Genomic DNA, 17,814 nt, shown 5'->3' with positions numbered 1-17,814 from the left:
AGGCACCCGAACGGAGCCACGGGCGTGCGATGAGCGGGTCGCGTTTCGGTGATTTCCCCGCCGTCCTTATTGCGAACAGCATGCAATAAGAGGGTTCTGCCCCATTCGGCCCAATGGTCGGCAGATGTGTCGTCAGGGATTTTCCTGGGATGCCCAATTCGCCGATTCACCGGTCCCACCGGCCTTTTTCTCCGCCGAGGACCGTGGTGTCCGGCCCGGGAATCCGGCCGGGATGTGCACGGGATGGTATGTCGGCGTGCTTGTCTACGGCTGCGCAGTTCTTGCGTGACAGCGGGACCGGGTCTCCGCCCGCCCGCTGATCCTCTCCTTTCGGCCCGGCCCGGTCAGAGCGAGATGTCTCGCCGCGGTGCCGAACGCCATCACCATCAGCCGACCCCTGCTCCGGCGTGCGCTCGCGCATGCCGGAGCAGGGGTCGGCGGACAGGAGCAATTCTGTGAAGGTTTCCCAGGCCAGGCCCCGTTCACGACGCGTCCTGGACCGGTCCCTGCTCGTTCTCGGCACCACCACTCTGGTCGCGGGAATCGGAGCGATGACCCTCGCCCCGGGCCTCAGCGCCGCCTCCAGCCACCGTGAGGCTCCCCTCATCGCAGGGGACCCGCGGGCGGACAACACGGACGTGTACGCGTTCACCAGTCCCGACAAGGCCGACACCGTCACGATGGTGGCGAACTGGATTCCGATGGAGGAACCCAACGGCGGCCCGAACTTCTACGCCTTCGGTGACGACCTGCGCTACAACATCAAGGTCGACAACACCGGTGACGGCGTCGCCGACGTCACCTACAGCTGGCGTTTCCGCGGTAGTTACCGCGACGACGCGAACCAGTTCCTCTACAACACCGGCCAGGTCACCTCGCTGAACGACCCGGACCTGAACTTCCGCCAGGTCTACGACCTCGTCGTCACCACCGGAGGAAAGAGCCGGACCCTCCTGTCGGGGGTGCCGGCCGCCCCGTCCCGCACCGGCCAGGCGTCGATGCCCGACTACGCGGCGCTGCGCAAGCAGGCCACCTTCGGTCTGCCGGGCGGCGGCAGGACGTACGCGGGACAGGCCGAGGACCCGTTCTTCGCTGACCTCCGCGTCTTCGACCTCCTGTACGGCGGCGACCTGAGCGAGCGGGGACAGGACACCCTGGCCGGCTACAACGTCAACACCATCGCCATCCAGATCCCCAAGAAGCAGCTCGCCCTGAGGGGCAACACCTCCCGCAACCCCGTCATCGGCGTGTGGTCGACCACCGAGCGTGCGGGCGTCACCGTCAACGACTCCCGGGACAAGGGCGCCACGAAGCAGTGGAAGCAGGTCTCCCGCCTCGGGAACCCGCTGGTCAACGAGGTCGTCGTACCGCTGAAGTTCAAGGACGCCTTCAACACCCTCAACCCCAGCCAGGACCGCACCGTCCAGCCCGTCGTCGACAAGGTGTACGACCCGATCCTGCCCAAGCTCATCCAGCAGGTCTACGGCGTCCCGGCCCCCAAGACGCCTCGCAACGACCTCGCGGAGATCTACCTGACGGGCATCTGCAAGGTCTGCGGTCCCATCAAGGCCGACCTGAACGCCCACCGCCTCAACAAGGACGCCCCGCTCAAGCGGATCGTCCCGGCGGAGGAGCTGCGCCTGAACATGGCCATCCCGCCCACCGCCAGGCCCCAGCGCCTCGGCGTCCTCGCGGGCGACCTGGCCGGCTTCCCGAACGGGCGCCGTCTCGCCGACGACGTCATCGACATCTCGCTCCAGGCCGTCGAGGGCGCCGCGCAGACCGGTGTCCTCGTCCCCGCGCTCGCGGACGGCGACAAGGTCGACACCAACGAGGTCCCGTTCGGCGCCTCGTTCCCGTACGTCGCGCTGCCGCACACCAAGAACGTGAACCGGGGCCCGGGAGCGGCCGGGCGCGACGCCGAGCAGTCCTCGGCGGAGAACACCGGGGCGAGCCCCGCCCTGCGGCCCACCCACGCGGCGGCGCTCGCCGGGGCCGGTGCGCTGCTTCTCGGCGTCGGCGGCTTCCGCCTCCGCCGCCGCGGCAAGGACAGCTGAACCGGCCGTAGCAGAACACGGATCGAGGCCATGAAGGTGTCCGGGCCGGGGGAACACCACCTCGGCCCGGGCGCCACCGAACCATGGGGAGGACCTTTCGTGCACCCGGACGACACCGCACCCGCCACACCCGCCGCACCCACGTCCACGCCACCGCCCGCCCCCTCCCGAGGCGGCCGGCGGCTGCGGAGCATCGCGGTCACCCTGGGCCTGGGCGCGGCGATGTTCGCCGCCGGCGCGGTCCTGCTGACCCCCGACGGGACCACCGCTCCCCGCCCGGCGAGCCACGGCCGGCCGGCGGGTGCGCCCGGTGGGACGGTCGAAGCACTCCAGGCCCGGGTGGCCCGGCTGCCGAAGGACCCGGGCGGCTGGGCCGCCCTGGGAATGGCCTACGTCCAGCAGGCGCGCACCACCGCCGACCCGGCCACCTACGACCGGGCCGAAAAGGCGCTGCGGACCTCCCTCTCCGTACAGGGGGAGGACAACACGGACGCGGAGACCGCCATGGGGGCCCTGGCCGCCGCCCGCCACGACTTCCCCACCGCGCTGCGCTGGGCCCGCAAGGCCGTCGCCGGCGGCCCCTACAACTCCTCCGCCCACGGTGTACTCGCCGACGCCTACACCCAGTTGGGCCGCTACGACGAAGCCGACGAGGCCGTCCAGAAGATGGTGGACCTGCGCCCGGACGCCGCCTCCCTCGCCCGCGCCTCGTACGCCTTCGAGCTCAAGGGGGACACCGACCGGGCCCGCGCCCTGATGCGGCGCTCCCTCGCGGCATCGGCCACCCCGGCCGAGAGGGCGTTCGCCCACACCGTCCTGGCCTCCCTGGACCTCCAGGACGCCGACCCCCGGGCAGCCCTGGCCGAGACGCGGACCGGGCTCACCGCCGCCCCCGACGATCCGGCCCTCCTGGAGACCCGCGCCCGCGCCCACCTGGCCCGGGGCGACACCACCAAGGCCGTCGCCGACTACCGGGCGGCCGTCGCCATCGCCCCCCTGCCGCACCACCTGCTGGGCCTGGGCGAACTCGAACAGTCCCTGGGGAACGGCGAACGGGCCGAGGAGAGCTACGCCCTCCTACGTGCCCAGGACCGCATCCGGGAAGCCGCCGGGGACCCGGCGGACACCGACGCGATCCTCTTCGAGGCCGATCACGGCAGCCCGCGACGCGCCGTCACCCTGGCCGAACGAACCCTGCGCGCCCGCCCTTTCGTCGCCGTACACGATGCGTACGCCTGGGCCCTGCACCGGGCGGGCCGGCACACCGAAGCCCTCGCCCAGGCGGACAGAGCCCTGGCCCTGGGCACCCGCAGCGCCCTCTTCCGCTACCACCGCGCCGCCATCCACCACGCCCTCGGCGATGACGAGGCGGCCCGCCGCGACCTGACCGAGGCGCTGCGTGAGCCGCGCTTCCACCCCCTGCACGCCACGACCGCCCGTGACCTGCTCCAGCGAATCGACACCACACCATGAACCACACCCCGCGCCGAGCCCTCACCGCCCTGGCCGCCACCGCCCTCGCCGCCGTCGCGAGCGTGGCGTCGGCCCCCGCCGCCACGGCCCACCCGCTGGGCAACTTCAGCGTCAACCACCACACGGGCCTCGTCCTCCGTCCCGACCGGATCGACGCCCGGGTCGTGGTCGACCGTGCGGAGATCTCCGCCCTCCAGGAACGCCCCGCCATCGACACCGACCACGACGGCAGGGTAAGCGACAGCGAATCGCGCGCCCACGCCGAGAAGGCCTGCTCCGACCTGAGCGGCCGGCTCCACCTGAGCGTGGGCGGCACGCGGGCGGACTGGAAGCGGACCTCGGCCACCCTGGTGTACGCGAACGGGGAGGCGGGCCTCAAAACCAGCCGCCTCACCTGCGCACTGACGACCCCGGCCGATCTCACCGGACCCGCCGACATCCGCGCCCGGACGGACTACGACACGATCCGCATCGGCTGGCACGAGATGACGGCCACGGGCCGGGGCGTCCGCGTCACCCGGACCGACGTACCGGCCACCTCCGTCACCCGCGAGCTGCGCCAGTACCCGCAGGACCCCCTCGTCTCCCCGCTGGACCAGCGCGCGGCAGAACTGCGCAGCGAGCCCGGGCGGGGTACGGGGGCCCTTCCGGCGGTGGCGGCGGACCTCCCCGGCGCCGACCTGGTCGGCGGGGTGCTCGCCAAGGTCACCGGGGCCTTCGACGCACTCGTCGGAGCCCGCGAGATCACCCTCCCCGTGGGACTGCTGGCCCTGCTCCTGGCGCTCGTCCTCGGGGCCTCCCACGCGGCGATGCCCGGCCACGGCAAGACCATCATGGCCGCCTACCTGGCGGGCCGCCGAGGCACCGGACGGGACGCCCTGACCGTCGGCGCCACCGTCACCCTCACCCACACCGCAGGCGTCCTCGTCCTCGGCCTGGCCCTCCCGGTCTCCACCCATCTGGCGGGTGAGACCGTCCTGTTGTGGCTCGGCGCCGCAAGCGGCCTCCTCGTCACGGGCATCGGCCTCTGGCTCCTCCTGGGCGCGCTCCGGGGCAGACCGCAACACCACCACCATCACCACGGCCACGGGCACCATCACCACGACCACAGCCACAGCCACGACCACAGCCACGGTGCCGGAGGCCACGGCCACGGTGCCGGAGGCCACGGCCACGGTGCCGGAGGCGACGACCACACCCCCCCGCACCACCACGGCCCCGCCACACCGGTCCCCGCTCCCGCCCGACCGCCGGCCGGGGAGCTCCGGGGCAACTCCACGGTCGCGACGCTGGCCCCGCCGGACCACGACCACACCCACGGCCACACCCACGGCCACACCCACGATCACCACCCCCACCACCCGCCGGCCACATCGACGGCCCCCGAGAAGCCCCGGCGTACGAGCAGGACCGGCCTCATCGGCATGGGCATCGCGGGCGGCCTCGTCCCCAGCCCGTCCGCCCTCGTCGTCCTCCTCGGTGCCGTCGCCCTGGGGCGTACGGCCTTCGGCGTCCTTCTCGTCATCGGCTACGGACTCGGCATGGCCGCCACACTCACCCTCGCCGGCCTCCTCCTCGTCCGCCTGCGCGAACGGATCGAGCGCCACGACCGGGCCTGGTCCCTCCGCCACCACCCCCTGCTCAGGAAGCTGGCGCGGACCGGCCCGGTCGTCACCTCGCTCCTCGTCGTCGCCGTCGGCCTCGGCCTGACCCTGCGGGCCGCGACGGGGAACGGCTAGGACGGGTCCGGCCCCTCGGTCACGGAGCGATCAGGTACGCCAGGTCGTCCGCGTACTTCTTGATGAAAGCGGGCGAGAGCTGCGGAACGGCGCCTGTCCGGCCCAGGCGCGCGCTCTCGGCGGCGGCCTGGAAGCGGGCGGAGGGAATGGCCGATCCGTTCACGACGACCTCCGGCGTCCGGTGCGCGTCGAGCAGCGGAAGGATGGAGTGGGTCCGCTGCACCTCGGGCGCCGCGCGCAGCGCCGTCTCGAACCGCGCGAGCCAGTCGTCGTAGTCCTCGACGCGGTCGATGCGGTGGCCGGCCTCGTTCAGCCAGTCGACGAACGTGTCGAGCGAGATGCCGTCGTCGTGCGGGTTGACCAGACTGAACGTCCGGTACCCCGCCCGTGCCTCGCCCCCCAGCGTCACCACGGCCTCGGCGGTGAAGTCGACCGGAAGGCCGTCGTAGTGGGCGCGCGGGGGGCGGCCCGTGCCGTCGGGCTCGTAGAAGGAGCGCGGGGCGATGCCCGTGACGACGAGGCTGAGCAGCAGCCGCGTGAACATGTCGGGGATGTTCAGCTGTCCCGGGTAGTCGCTGTGCGCCAGGATCATGTTCGACCGGAACGTCGTGACCGGGAGGCCGTGTAGGTCGTGCGCCTCCCGCAGCAGCACCTCACCGGCCCACTTGCTGGTCGCGTAGCCACTGGCGTAGCCGTCGTCGACCGGCTGGTCGGGGAGGGCGACCCGTACGTCGCGGTCCTCGTCGAGGGCCCGGCCGCCGGGCAGGGACGCCGCGACCGCCACGCTGGAGATGTACGTGAACGGCTTCAGCCGGTCCGTGAGCCCCAGCCGGATGAGCTCGGCGGTGCCCACCACGTTGGCGTCGAACAGGTGGTTGTAGGGCAGCACGTGGTTCACCAGGGCGCCGGCGTGCACGATCCGGTCCACCTCTCCGGACAGCCGCTGCCACACCTCCTCGCCCAGCCCCAGCCGGGGCTCCGCCATATCGCCCGCCAGGACCTCCAGGTGGTCGCGGGCCAGGTCCTGGAAGGTGCGGGCGGCCTCGCCGTCCCCGTCGCCGAACGCCTCCACGAGCCGGGCCAGGGCCGCGGCGTCGTCCGCCCCGCGCACCACGCAGATCAGCTTGCCGCCCACCGGGGCGAGTCGCCGCAGCCACTCCAGGCAGAGGAACCGGCCGAGATAGCCACTGGCCCCTGTGAGCAGCACGGTGTGCGGATCCCCGAAGGTCCGGGGCAGGGACAGGGCCTGGTCGAGCGTCTCCTCGTCGATGAACTTGTCGAGGGTGAGGTCCTTGGCGTGGACGCGGGAGCCGCCCGCGGTGTGGACCGACTCGAAGCTCACCCGCCGGGGCCCCGCCGCGAGCTTCTCCTCGACATGGGCGGCGATCCGCCCCAGGTCGGTACCGCGGCTGATGATCAGGTCCACGGGGACACGGATGCCGAAGATGTCCACGAGGAGATCGGAGAAGGTGACCGCGGACATGGAGTCTCCGCCGATCTCCCGGAAGCGCGTGCCGGGACCGATCGCGGAGGTCGCGGTGGACATCAGCGCCCGGGCCGCCCGCTGCACCGTCTCCAGAGCCGGCCGGTCCTTGCCGCCGCGGCGCACCTCGCGCAGCTCCTCCTTCTCCCGGGAGGCGATGGCGGAGTACGTCTCCTCCAGGGCCGGGCGGTACTTCGCCAGGAGCTGGGGGCGCAGCAGCTTGCGGTGGTCGGAGAGCAGGCCGTTCTCCTGGCCGAACGGCTCGGTCTCGATCAGGACGTCACGCGGTATCTCGTAGGAGTTCAGCCCGACCTCCTTCGCGATCTCCTGGAACGACTCCCCGAGGAGCTTCTTGAGCGTCGTCTCGTCGTCGCCGCACTGATCGAGGGCGTCCGCGGTCGGGACGACCACCGCGAGCAGATAGGACCGCTCGCTGTTCCCGTACACGAATATCTGCCGGACCAGCGGGCTGACGGCGAAGACGGCCTCCAGGCGGGAGGTGGCGACGAACTCGCCCTGGGACAACTTGAGCACGTTCTTGCGCCGGTCCACGACGACATGCCGGCCCGGCTCGATCTCCGCGACGATGTCGCCCGTCCGGTAATAGCCCTCCTCGTCGAAGATCTCGGCGTTGAGGTCGGGCCTGCGGTAATAGCCGGGCACCATCGCCTCGGTCTTGAGGAGGAGTTCGCCCCGGGGATGCGGTGAATCGGTCCGGTAATAACCGAGTTCCGGTACGTCGATGAGTTTGTGGTCGAGGACCGGGGGCTTCAGGAGCTTTCCGTCCACCGAGACCGCGGCGGCCTCCGTGGAACCGTAGATGATGTGCACATCGATCCCCAGCAGGGACTCGGTGAATTCCTTCAGTTCGGCGGAGAGCGGAGCCGATCCGCAACTGGCCCACCCCACACGGCCGCCGAGGACGTTCTCGCGGATGTCCTTCCTGACCTCGGCCTCGATCCGTTCCTGATCTCCGTCGCCGCTCCGGGCCGACCGGCGGTCGAGTTCGCTCTGGTATTTCTGGAAGAGCATTTCGCACACGCGGGGAACCAGGGACATCTCGGTGGGCCGCGCCAGTGCCATGTCCTCCAGGAAGGACGACAGATCGCTGTTCGCCGTGAAGTACGTGGTGCCGCCACGGGCCAGAGTGTTCTTCAGCGAGGAATGCCCGGCGACGTGGCTCATCGGCATGTAATGGAGGTTCGCCGCGTGCTCGTCCGAGAACAGTTGCGACCAGGCGCCGCCCCACATGGCCCGGGCCAGCCGCTCGGTGTACATGGCCCCCTTGGGGGTTCCCGTGCTGCCCGAGGTGTAGATGAGCATGGCGAGCGGGTCCTCGTCACCCTCGACGTCGAACAGCGGCGCTTCGGGGAGTGCGGCCCCTCGTACGCGTACGTCCTCCAGCACGTCGATGCCCAGCTCACGCCCGTGCTCCGCCAGGCGGGCCCGGGCGGCGGCGAACCGGTCGGACTGGTCGTCCACCGCCGGTTCGAAGTCGAACAGCACCAGGCGCCGCACCGACGGGTTCGCCAGGGCCAGTTCGACCGCGGTGTCCAGGCGCTCGATGCTGGTCGCGACGGTGACCGGCTCGGTCTCCTCGACGATGGTGTTCAGCTGTGACACCGCGGAGCTGGTCTGCAGGGGGACGCTGACCGCGCCGAGATGGGCACAGGCCAGGTCGACCGTCGTGTAGTCGACGCTGGCGAAACCGAGAATCGCCACCCGGTCCCCGGCCCGCACCGCGTCATCGCCGCCGTGGTGCCACGCACTCGCCACCGAGCGGACCCGCTGCCAGAGTTCGCCGTAGGTGGTCATCTCGTACCGCGGCACCAGACCGATACGGGTGCGGCCCGTGCCGGCTTCCTCGACGAGTGTCTTCACGCGTTCCCCGAGAGCGGGGCGCTCGGCATACTGCTCCATGATGTCGGCCATCACTCGCGCAAGTCGCATGATGAATCTCCGTATCGCATAACTGGATTACGCCGACTCTTGACGTCGGACGCTCGATGCCGGGCGAACAGGAAAGTGATTGCGCGGGGCGAGGCCGGCGCAGTCCCCTTCCCGTCACCCAGGGCGCGCCGTGATGCTAGGACCGGCCGAACCGAACATTCGAGCCCCTGAGCCGGAGTCCGTCAGGTCCGCCGGCCGCGCCCCGCCCGCCGCGCCCCGCCCCTCGGCGGCAGCGAGGCCCCCGCCGAGGGCCACCTGACGGATTACCTTCCGCCGAGTTGTCCACCGGACGCCGTCCGGCCAAGAGTGGTGTCCGTCAGAGAGGCGGTCCCGGTCGGCCGACGGTGTGAAAAGCGTCGGAATTCCACGTGTGAGCGGTGGACACACGGCTCCATACCCGGGATCTCCATGGGCGTTCGTCCGGCGCGGGAATTCCCCTGCCGAAAGCCGCCGAAGAACGCGCGACTCCTTACATCTGCACCTGCACCTGCACCTGCACCTGCACCTGCGCTTGCACCTGCATCTGCTTCTGCTTCTGCCTCTGCGCCCGCTCTTCCGTCGCACTTCCGTCCGACAGGGCGCATCACCAGGTCTGTCGACAGCCGGACCACCCGGGTCCGGCCCATTCGAGGGAACTCAATGATCGACATAGTCTCTTACCTCCGTTCCATGCCCGCACTTCAGCAGCCCGACTGGGAGGGCCATCCGGACATCGAAGCGGTCCGCACGGACCTGGGCCGGATGCCCGCCCTGGTCGATGCCGAGGCCGCACAGCGGCTGCGCTCCCTGCTCATGGAAGCCGCGGCGGGCCGTGTCCAGATCGTCCAGGCCGGCGACTGCGCGGAGGACCCCGCGGAGGCGACCCCGGCGGACGTCCGACGCAAGGGCGCGCTGCTGGACGTCCTCGCCGGAACGATGCGTCTGGCCTCCGGCCTCCCGGTGCTGCGGGTCGGCCGGATCGCCGGGCAGTACGCCAAGCCCCGCTCGGCGCCCGTCGAGATGGTCGACGGGCGTGAACTCCCCGTCTACCGGGGCCATATGGTGAACCGCCCCGAGCCCGACGCGGAGCTGCGCCGCCCCGACCCCCGGAACCTGCTGACCGGGTACCGCGCCGCCAGCGACATCATGCACTTCCTGGGCTGGCGGGGCACCGAGTGCAGGACGGACCTCGACGCGCCGGTGTTCACGAGCCACGAGACGCTGCTGCTCGACTACGAAGTGCCCCTGCTGCGGCGGGAGCTGGACGGTTCCCTGCTCCTCACCTCGACGCACTGGCCGTGGGTGGGGGAGCGCACCCGTCAGCTCGACGGCCCGCACATCGCGCTGCTCGCCGCCGTCTCCAACCCGGTCGCGGTCAAGGTGGGGCCCACGATGACGCCGGACGAGCTGCTGGCCCTGTGCGACCGCCTCGACGCCCAGCGCCAGCCGGGCCGGCTCACCCTCATCTCGCGGATGGGCGCGGACCACGCGGCCCGCACCCTTCCCGCCCTGGTCAAGGCGGTCCACGAAGCGGGCCACCCGGTGCTGTGGCTGTCGGACCCCATGCACGGCAACACGGTCAGCGGACCGGACGGGACCAAGACCCGCCTGGTGAGGACCGTGGTCCAGGAGGTCGTGAACTTCCAGGAGGCGGTGACGAGGAACGGCGGGGTGGCCGCCGGGCTGCACCTGGAGACCACTCCGGAGGCCGTCGTCGAGTGCGTGCGCGACGAGGCGGAGCTGGGGCGGCTGGGTGAGAAGTACCTGAGCTTCTGCGACCCGCGGCTCAACCCGCAGCAGGCGGTCGAGGTCGTCTCCGCCTGGCGCGGATAGCCCCACCACCGCCCGTACGCCCCCCACCTCCCCCCACCTCCCCCCACACGGCCGCCGGCGGCCCCCGCCCCCCACGCCGTACCGCCGGCGGCCCCCCTCGTCACCACTCACCACTCACCACTCACCACGGAAAGGACGCGACCGCCCATGCCTCATATACCGCCCGTCGAGCCCTACCCCATGCCGGCGGAAGGGGACCTCCCCGACAACACCGTGAGCTGGGTGCCCGACCCGGACCGGGCCGTGCTGCTGCTGCACGACATGCAGGAGTTCTTCCTCAGGCCCTTCCCCCGCAGCGGCGAACCTGGCGGCGCCCTCGTCTCCAACGCCACCCTGCTCAGGGAGCGCTGCGCCGAGCTGGGCATCCCCGTCGCCTACACCGCCCAGCCCGGCGGCATGACCCCGCGGCAGCGCGGTCTGCTCCTCGACTTCTGGGGGCCGGGGATGAACCCCACCCCGGAGGACCGCAGGGTCGTCCACGGACTCGAACCCCGCCCGGAGGACTGGGAGTTCACCAAGTGGAGGTACAGCGCCTTCCACCGGTCCGACCTGCTGGAGCGCATGCGTCACCACGGGCGGGACCAACTGATCGTCTGCGGCGTGTACGCGCACATCGGCGTCCTGATGACCGCCGTGGACGCGTACACCCACGACATCCAGCCCTTCCTGGTGGCGGACGCCGTGGCCGACTTCTCGGCCGAGGACCACCGTCTCGCCCTGAACTACGTCGCCCGGCGCGCCGGCCGGGTGCTCACCACCAAGACCGCCCTCGGCGAACTCGGCGAACTCGGTGGACCCGGCGCAGCCGGTGACCTCGGCGCGTCCGGAGCCGGCCGATGACAGCGCAGTCCGCACCATCTCACCCCACGGGGAACACCATGGCATCAGTGAACGAGACTCCCGACCTCCTCGCGCGCGTCCTCGACGGCCGCGCGGCGGACTTCGCCCTGCTGCACCGGCCGGAGCAGGCCGGCGCCGACACCCTGGAGATCCTCCTCGGCGAGGTGACCGAGGTCGCCGCCCTCAAGGACCTGCCGGTCGCGGCGGAGCCGGCGCCCGGTGCGGGACACGACCTGCTGGTCATGATCCCGTACGGGCAGATCACCGAGCGCGGCTACCAGGCCCGCGACGACGGTGAGTCGCTGCTCTCCATGGCCGTACGGGAACAGGCCACGGCGCCCCTCGGTGCGACGCTGTCCCGGCTGCCGGGCGGACCGGTCAAGGTCGTGGACGGCCGGTTCGACGTGCCCGACGAGGAGTACGCGGACATCGTGCGCCGGGTGATCGACGACGAGATCGGCACCGGGGAGGGAGCCAACTTCGTCATCAAGCGCTCCTTCGTCGCCCAACTGCCCGACTTCTCCCGGCAGGTGGCCCTGTCCGTCTTCCGTCGGCTGGTGGAGCGCGAGTCCGGTGCGTACTGGACCTTCCTCGTGCACACGGGCGGGCGTACGTTCGTCGGCGCCACCCCTGAGCGGCACATCAGCGTGCACGGCGGCGTGGCGGTCATGAACCCCATCAGCGGCACCTACCGCTACCCCGCCGACGGTCCCTCCCTGGACGGCGTCCTGGAGTTCCTCGACGACCGCAAGGAGACCGACGAGCTCTACATGGTCGTCGACGAGGAGCTGAAGATGATGGGGCGGGTCTGCCCGTCGGGCGCCCGGCTGGTGGGGCCCTACCTCAAGGAGATGACGCGCCTGGCCCACACCGAGTACTTCATCGAGGGCACGACCGACCGGGACGTCCGGGACATCCTCCGCGAGACCCTGTTCGCCCCGACCGTGACCGGCTCCCCGCTGGAGAGCGCGGCCAAGGTGATCCGCCGCTACGAGCCCGTCGGACGCGGCTACTACAGCGGAGTCGCCGCCCTCATCGGCCGCGACGCCGCCGGGGGCCGCACCCTCGATTCCTCGATCCTCATCCGTACCGCCGACATCGACGCCACCGGGCGGATGAGCATCGGGACGGGCGCGACCCTGGTGCGCCACTCGGACCCCGGGTCGGAGGTGCGCGAGACCCGGGTGAAGGCCGAGGGACTGCTCGCGGCGCTCGGTGAACCCGAGCCCGTCCGCTTCGGCGCCCACCCCGCCGTCCGCACGGCCCTCGACCGGCGGAACGAGGGCATCGCCGACTTCTGGCTGCGTGAACCGGACGGCCACCGCGGGCAGGAGCAGCCCTTGGCGGGGCAGCGGGTCCTGGTGGTGGACGCGGAGGACACCTTCACCCAGATGATGGCCCATCAGGTGCGCTCGCTCGGCTGTGAGGTGACGGTGCGGCGCTTCGACGAGCCGTACGACGTGACCGCCCACGACCTGGTGATCATGGGCCCCGGGCCGGGGGATCCGCGCGAGACGGAGCACCCCAAGATCGCCCATCTGCGGGGCGCCGTCACCGGGCTGCTCGCGGCGCGCCGGCCCTTCCTGGCCGTCTGCCTGAGCCACCAGGTGCTCAGCACCGTCCTGGGCCTGCCGCTGCACCGCAGGCCGGTCCCCAACCAGGGCGTGCAGCACGAGATCGACTGGTTCGGCGGCCGCGCGCGGGTGGGTTTCTACAACACCTTCGCCGCCCACGCCGAGGTGGACGGGTTCGATCACCCCGAGTACGGGCCCGTACGGATCAGCCGCGATCCGGAGACGGGTGAGGTGCACGGTCTGCATGCCGAAGGCTTCGCCTCCATGCAGTTCCACGCCGAATCCGTGCTGACCCAGAACGGCCCCGGGGTCTTCGCCGCCCTTCTGGGAAGCCTGACCGCCGCACGCGTCGGCTGACCGGCCGCTCCCGGGTCCGGCGGCACGGCCGGGCCCGGGAGCCGCCGCCGTTCACGAGCCTGCGCGGCAGGCCGCCGTACCCCGCACGGATACTTTGGAGTCCTCGTATGTCCCCTGAACACCAGAACCTCGCCGCGGTGTCCGGCGTGGCACCGGCCGCGGTGGCGGCCGAGCTCGTGCCCCTGCTCGCCGACGTGCTGAAGGTGCGGCCCGAGCAGCTCGATCCCGGACTGACGTTCCGTTCGGCGGGCGTCGGATCGGTGGCGGCCACGCAGTTCGTCTCCGCGGTCAACGCCCGTTACGGAACCGGCCTCGACCCCACCTCCCTGTTCGCCCACCCGACGCTGTCGGCCTTCGCCGGACACGTGGCCCGCCAAACCGGGGCGGGGGAGCGGGGGGCCCGGTCCGCCTGGCCCACCGCGTCGGCCGCGCCTGCCGAGCCGGCCGCGACCGCCGCGCCTGCCGAGCCCGCCGCGCCCGCCACGCAGGAGATCCTCGGGTTCCTGCGGGAGCGCCTGGCCGGGATCCTTGGCTGCGAGCCGGCGGCCCTGGACCCTGCGGCCCCCTTCAACCTGCTGGGCGTCGACTCCATCCGCGGGGCGAAGTTCGTCGCCGCCATCAACGACGCGTACGGCCTGAACGAGCCCGCCGTCACCCTGCTCGACCGCCCCGGCCTCGCCGCGATGGCCGCCCACATAGCCCACGCCGCCCACATAGCCCACGCCGCCCACGCCGCCCGGGCGGACGCACCGCCCGCCACCGACGACGCGGCGGCCGACGAAGAACTGGGCGCGCTCCTCGACTCGGTGCGCGCGGACCGGCTTTCCGTGGACGAGGCGCTCACGCGGCTGCCTCACCGGGCGTGAACGGACGACGACCATGGACGAACGCGAGATACTCACCCGATTCAAGGCCGGGCTTCTGGAGCGCGAGCAGGCCGTGTGGCTCCTCGCGGAACGGCGCAAGGCACCCGGCCCGGGAACGGAAGCCGGCTCCTCGGCGCCCGATCCCCCGGCGTCCGGCTCCTCGGCCCCGTTGTTCCTGCCGCTGCCCGGCGGTGCCCATGAACCCATCAAGCTCTGGTACTGCTCCAACGACGAGCTCGACCACGTACTGGCCACCACCCTGGCCCGGCACTGGCTCGACGACGAGGAGCAGGAGACCGCGAGCCGCTTCCTGTTCGAACAGGACCGGCGGCAGTATCTGGTCGCCCACGCCCTCGTACGGCGCGTCCTCGCGCTGGAGAGCGGTCTGCCCGAGGCGGAGGCCGTGATCTGGCGCTCCGAGCGGGGGCGGCCGTTCCTCCAGCGGCCCCCCGTCGGACTGCCGCGCGGCGGACAGGAGCTGGACTTCAACCTGTCCCACGCCGAGGGCCACAACCTGCTCGGCGTGGTGCGCAGTCACCGGATCGGGGTGGACGTGGAGCGGGTCGACCGGGGTGAGCAGGGCCTCGAAGGGATCATCGAGACCTTCGCGCGGGACGAGCGCGACTGGGTGGCGCGCGCCACGCCAGGCCGCCCCAGGGACTGCCGGACCCTGCGGCTGTGGACGCTCAAGGAGGCGTACGCGAAGGCCCGAGGGCTGGGCCTCGGGCTCCCCTTCGACAGCTTCTCCTTCACCCTGCACGAGGAGCGAGGGGTCCTGGCGTTCCGGCCGCCGGAGTCCGAAGGAGAGCTGCCCTGGCGGTTCCTGGAGCTCGAACCCGAGCGCGGAGTGCTGGCGGCCGTGGCCCTCCTCGCGGACACCGGCGTACCGTCCGCCCTCCAACTGCACCGTGGCTTTCCCTGGAGCCGGGAGGCACCGGAGCTGCTGGACCTCCCGGAGCCGGTCGCCGCGCGCTGACGCGACAGGTCCTGAGCCGGCGGGCCGTACGCCGGCCGGCCGGCTCAGGACCTGTCGAGGTGCGGGCTGAGATCGATACGGGGCAGGGTCCCCGGCGTGGCGATCCCCGGGAGCAGCAGCCGCCACATCTCCACCGTGCGCTCCGGCAGGTCCTCCCGGCCGTTGACGAGCTGCGCGTACAACTGGACGCCGGTACACGCGCTGACGACGAACTCCGCCACCCGCCCCGGGTCGATCCCCGGCAGCAGCTCCCCGCTGTCCCGGGCGTCGCACAGGCACTGCTCCATGACGTCCCGCCACTGGAGGTAGGGCGTGATGTCGTGGACGCCGAAGCTCCCCTGCTCCACCGAGAGCCGGACACCGGCGCGCAGCAGCGGGTCCTGCAGGAGCTGGTGCGACCACACCCGGGTGATGTCCACGATGCGCTGCAGCCCCTGGGTGTCGAGGTGCGGCTCGATGCTCTCGGGCTGCGCCATCATGACCGCCCGGGCGATGCCCTCCTTCGACTCGAAGTGGAAGTAGAGGGCGCCCACCGTCAGCCCGGCCCGCTTGGCGATCTTGTTGAGACCCGTCCCCGCGTACCCGGACGCGTCGAACTCCTCCGCCGCCGCGCGCAGCAGCATCTCCCTCGTGCGCACCGCACGGTCCTGCATCTGACGTTCCATGTTCCGGCTCCTTTCATCAGCAAAGTGTGGACAAAAAAAAGAATCATCCTTATTTTATCTCTCAGGGCCCCAGCCGTCCAGGCGGGTGCGCCCACTCAGTGTCCCGTGCGCTCTGTGTCCGTACCTCTCATGCCTCTACCGGGGGAGTATCCGCATGCTCAGCACCGCCACCGCCACCGCCACCCTTGCCCCGCCCGTCGCGTTCGTCGCGGGGGAGCTCGTCCACAAGGCCCGTCCCGGCTCGGTGCTCCTGACCGGTCTGCGGCCCGACGGGGGCGACGGGTTCGTCGTCTCGGCCCACTGGCCCGAGGTGCACGAGTTCTACGCGACCGGGCGGACCGCGCTCGACCCGCTGCTCCTCACCGAGACGGTGCGGCAGGCCTTCCCCCTGCTGTGCCACAGCGCCTACGACGTCCCCCTCGGCCACCACCTGCTCTGGGACACCTTCGGTTACGAGCTGACTCCCGCCGCCCTGGCCCCGAGAGACCACAGCAGAGCGGTCGAGCTCCATGTCACCTGCCGGGAGTCGACCCGAAGAGGCGGCCGGGCGGCGGCGCTGACCCTGCTCATATCGGTGGTCCAGGAAGGGGTGCTGCTCGCCGAGTGCGGCACGCGCCTGACCGTGCAGTCCCCGGCCGTCTACCAGCGCCTGCGGGCCGGGCGCTCCACCCCCGAGGCCGTCGCCGTGCTGCCCGCCGCCCCCATCGCGCCGATCGCGGCGTCCGCCCTGGCGCGCACCCGGCTCCGCGACGTCGTCCTCAGTCCCGCGGTGGGCCTCGGCCGGTGGCGGCTGCGGGTGGACACCGCGCACCCCCTCTTCTTCGACCACCCCCTCGACCACGCCCCGGGCCTGCTCCTCCTGGAGGCCGCGCGCCAGGCCGCCCTGATGCTTCCCGCCGACCACCCGCAGTCCGTGCTGGGCATGGAGACCTCCTTCGCCCGCTACGTCGAGCTGGACGCGCCGTGCCGGATCGAGGCGCGGCCGCTGGAGCCGGACGCGCAAGGCCACCGCCGTACGGTCGTCTCGCTGTGGCAGAACGGTGTCGAGTGCTTCACCGCCACGGTGCGGCTCACCCGGAAGGCCGGCCCCGGGGCCGGCGCCCTCGCCCGGGCCGGTGGCGAGGTCATCCCGTTCCCGCGGTAGCCCCCCCGGGTCCCGCCTCTCCGGTACGCGCTGACACGGCGACGGCGGCCCGCCCCCGCGAAGGGGGCGGGCCGCCGTCGCCGTCGGGGCGGCCGACCCGGCGTCAGCCGGCCGTCCAGCCGCCGTCCACCGGCATCGCGACCCCCGTGACGAAGGAGGCCTGATCGCTGCAGAGCCAGGCGGCGTTGCGGGCGATCTCCTCCGGCTCGGCCATCCGGCGCTGCATGGAGCGCCCGACGAACTGCTCCTCCAGCGACGGGGTCTCCTTCAGTACCTGGTCCATCATCTCGGTGCGCGTGCTGCCCACCACCAGGGCGTTCACGCGGACCCCGCGCCCTCCGTACTCGGCCGCGGCCGCCCGCGTCAGCCCGAGGACCGCGTGCTTGGCCGCCACATAGGCCGAGGAGGCGCCCGTGGCCAGCACCCCGGCGACGCTGGAGGTGTTCACGATCGCCGCGGGGCGGTCGGAGCGGAGCATCGCGGGGATCTGGTGACGCATGCAGTTCCACACGCCCCGGACGTTCACGGCCATGATCTGCTCGAAGGCCGCGCCGTCCGTCTCGTGCAGCAGGCTGCCGGCCGTCGCGTAACCGGCGTTGTTGAACGCCCCGTCCAGCCGGCCGAAGCGTGACACCGCCTCGGTGACGACCCGCTCGACCTCGCCCTCCTGGGTCACGTCCCCCACGGCCGCCATCGCACGGCCCCCGCCCGCGACGATCCGGTCGGCCAGTTCGCGCAGCCGCTCCTCGCGCCGCGCCATGAGCACCACGGTCGCGCCCTCGGTGGCGAACACGTGCCCGGCCGCCGCCCCGATCCCGCTGGACGCCCCCGTGATCATGATGACCTTGTCGCGCAGTAAGCCTGTGTCCCTCGTCATG

General features: G+C 71.9%; 12 protein-coding genes. 9 read left to right on the top strand and 3 right to left on the bottom strand.

What is annotated here, in order from left to right; genetic code table 11:
- Positions 1-455: 455 nt before the first annotated feature.
- The 3 genes from ACFWRT_RS08085 to ACFWRT_RS08075 all read left to right on the top strand — a co-directional run bounded on the left by ACFWRT_RS08085 (position 456) and on the right by ACFWRT_RS08075 (position 5,269).
- The gene (locus ACFWRT_RS08085; RefSeq protein ID WP_380949936.1) at positions 456-2,057 is read left to right on the top strand and encodes a DUF4331 domain-containing protein; all 1,602 of its coding nucleotides are present in this window, start codon (positions 456-458) and stop codon (positions 2,055-2,057) included.
- A gap of 99 nt (positions 2,058-2,156) precedes the next feature.
- Positions 2,157-3,530: a tetratricopeptide repeat protein gene (locus tag ACFWRT_RS08080; RefSeq protein ID WP_380949934.1), complete on the top strand. Its 1,374-nt coding sequence runs from the start codon at positions 2,157-2,159 to the stop codon at positions 3,528-3,530.
- Positions 3,527-5,269, top strand: a complete 1,743-nt coding sequence (locus ACFWRT_RS08075; protein WP_380949933.1) for a HoxN/HupN/NixA family nickel/cobalt transporter — start codon at positions 3,527-3,529, stop codon at positions 5,267-5,269. The genes ACFWRT_RS08080 and ACFWRT_RS08075 overlap by 4 nt, the downstream gene beginning before the upstream one ends.
- A gap of 19 nt (positions 5,270-5,288) precedes the next feature.
- Here the strand turns inward: ACFWRT_RS08075 and car are convergent, their stop codons facing one another.
- The gene (gene car / locus ACFWRT_RS08070; RefSeq protein WP_380950079.1) at positions 5,289-8,717 is read right to left on the bottom strand and encodes a carboxylic acid reductase; all 3,429 of its coding nucleotides are present in this window, start codon (positions 8,715-8,717) and stop codon (positions 5,289-5,291) included.
- Between the two features lie 624 nt (positions 8,718-9,341).
- Here car and ACFWRT_RS08065 point away from each other — a divergent pair.
- The 5 genes from ACFWRT_RS08065 to ACFWRT_RS08045 all read left to right on the top strand — a co-directional run bounded on the left by ACFWRT_RS08065 (position 9,342) and on the right by ACFWRT_RS08045 (position 15,127).
- Positions 9,342-10,514 carry a 3-deoxy-7-phosphoheptulonate synthase gene (locus tag ACFWRT_RS08065; RefSeq protein WP_380949932.1) on the top strand — a complete coding sequence of 391 codons (1,173 nt, stop codon included), beginning with the start codon at positions 9,342-9,344 and terminating at the stop codon, positions 10,512-10,514.
- Positions 10,515-10,661: 147 nt separating this feature from the next.
- On the top strand, positions 10,662-11,354 hold the full coding sequence (locus ACFWRT_RS08060; protein WP_380949931.1) for an isochorismatase family protein: 693 nt from the start codon (positions 10,662-10,664) through the stop codon (positions 11,352-11,354).
- Between the two features lie 38 nt (positions 11,355-11,392).
- A complete protein-coding gene (locus ACFWRT_RS08055; protein ID WP_380949930.1) occupies positions 11,393-13,285 on the top strand; it encodes an anthranilate synthase family protein in 1,893 nt (630 codons plus the stop codon).
- A 107-nt stretch (positions 13,286-13,392) separates the two neighbouring features.
- Complete coding sequence (locus ACFWRT_RS08050; RefSeq protein WP_380949929.1) at positions 13,393-14,151, top strand: acyl carrier protein; 759 nt, start codon at positions 13,393-13,395, stop codon at positions 14,149-14,151.
- 13 nt (positions 14,152-14,164) lie between these two features.
- Positions 14,165-15,127 (top strand): 4'-phosphopantetheinyl transferase family protein, encoded by a 963-nt coding sequence (locus ACFWRT_RS08045; RefSeq protein WP_380949928.1) that lies wholly within the window; start codon positions 14,165-14,167, stop codon positions 15,125-15,127.
- Between the two features lie 44 nt (positions 15,128-15,171).
- On the opposite strand, the gene ACFWRT_RS08040 is transcribed toward ACFWRT_RS08045, so the two are convergent.
- Positions 15,172-15,792 (bottom strand): ScbR family autoregulator-binding transcription factor, encoded by a 621-nt coding sequence (locus ACFWRT_RS08040; RefSeq protein WP_380949927.1) that lies wholly within the window; start codon positions 15,790-15,792, stop codon positions 15,172-15,174.
- Positions 15,793-15,946: 154 nt separating this feature from the next.
- Between ACFWRT_RS08040 and ACFWRT_RS08035 the strand changes: the two genes are divergently transcribed.
- The gene (locus ACFWRT_RS08035; protein ID WP_380949926.1) at positions 15,947-16,936 is read left to right on the top strand and encodes a ScbA/BarX family gamma-butyrolactone biosynthesis protein; all 990 of its coding nucleotides are present in this window, start codon (positions 15,947-15,949) and stop codon (positions 16,934-16,936) included.
- Positions 16,937-17,039: 103 nt separating this feature from the next.
- On the opposite strand, the gene ACFWRT_RS08030 is transcribed toward ACFWRT_RS08035, so the two are convergent.
- A complete protein-coding gene (locus ACFWRT_RS08030; RefSeq protein ID WP_380950996.1) occupies positions 17,040-17,813 on the bottom strand; it encodes an SDR family NAD(P)-dependent oxidoreductase in 774 nt (257 codons plus the stop codon).
- Position 17,814 lies beyond the last annotated feature (1 nt).

This window comes from Streptomyces cyaneofuscatus (assembly GCF_042718795.1).
Taxonomy (GTDB): domain Bacteria; phylum Actinomycetota; class Actinomycetes; order Streptomycetales; family Streptomycetaceae; genus Streptomyces; species Streptomyces cyaneofuscatus_A.
The sequence above is the reverse complement of the archived record's forward strand: the minus strand, read 5'-3'. Positions and strand labels throughout refer to the sequence as shown.

Excerpts from the sequence above, each read along its gene's own strand:
- ACFWRT_RS08075 (WP_380949933.1), top strand. The coding sequence starts at position 3,527 with ATGAACCACACCCCGCGCCGAGCCCTCACCGCCCTGGCCGCCACCGCC.
- ACFWRT_RS08065 (WP_380949932.1), top strand. The coding sequence starts at position 9,342 with ATGATCGACATAGTCTCTTACCTCCGTTCCATGCCCGCACTTCAGCAG.
- ACFWRT_RS08060 (WP_380949931.1), top strand. The coding sequence starts at position 10,662 with ATGCCTCATATACCGCCCGTCGAGCCCTACCCCATGCCGGCGGAAGGG.
- ACFWRT_RS08055 (WP_380949930.1), top strand. The coding sequence starts at position 11,393 with ATGGCATCAGTGAACGAGACTCCCGACCTCCTCGCGCGCGTCCTCGAC.
- ACFWRT_RS08050 (WP_380949929.1), top strand. The coding sequence starts at position 13,393 with ATGTCCCCTGAACACCAGAACCTCGCCGCGGTGTCCGGCGTGGCACCG.
- ACFWRT_RS08045 (WP_380949928.1), top strand. The coding sequence starts at position 14,165 with ATGGACGAACGCGAGATACTCACCCGATTCAAGGCCGGGCTTCTGGAG.
- ACFWRT_RS08040 (WP_380949927.1), bottom strand. The coding sequence starts at position 15,792 with ATGGAACGTCAGATGCAGGACCGTGCGGTGCGCACGAGGGAGATGCTG.
- ACFWRT_RS08035 (WP_380949926.1), top strand. The coding sequence starts at position 15,947 with ATGCTCAGCACCGCCACCGCCACCGCCACCCTTGCCCCGCCCGTCGCG.
- ACFWRT_RS08030 (WP_380950996.1), bottom strand. The coding sequence starts at position 17,813 with ATGACGAGGGACACAGGCTTACTGCGCGACAAGGTCATCATGATCACG.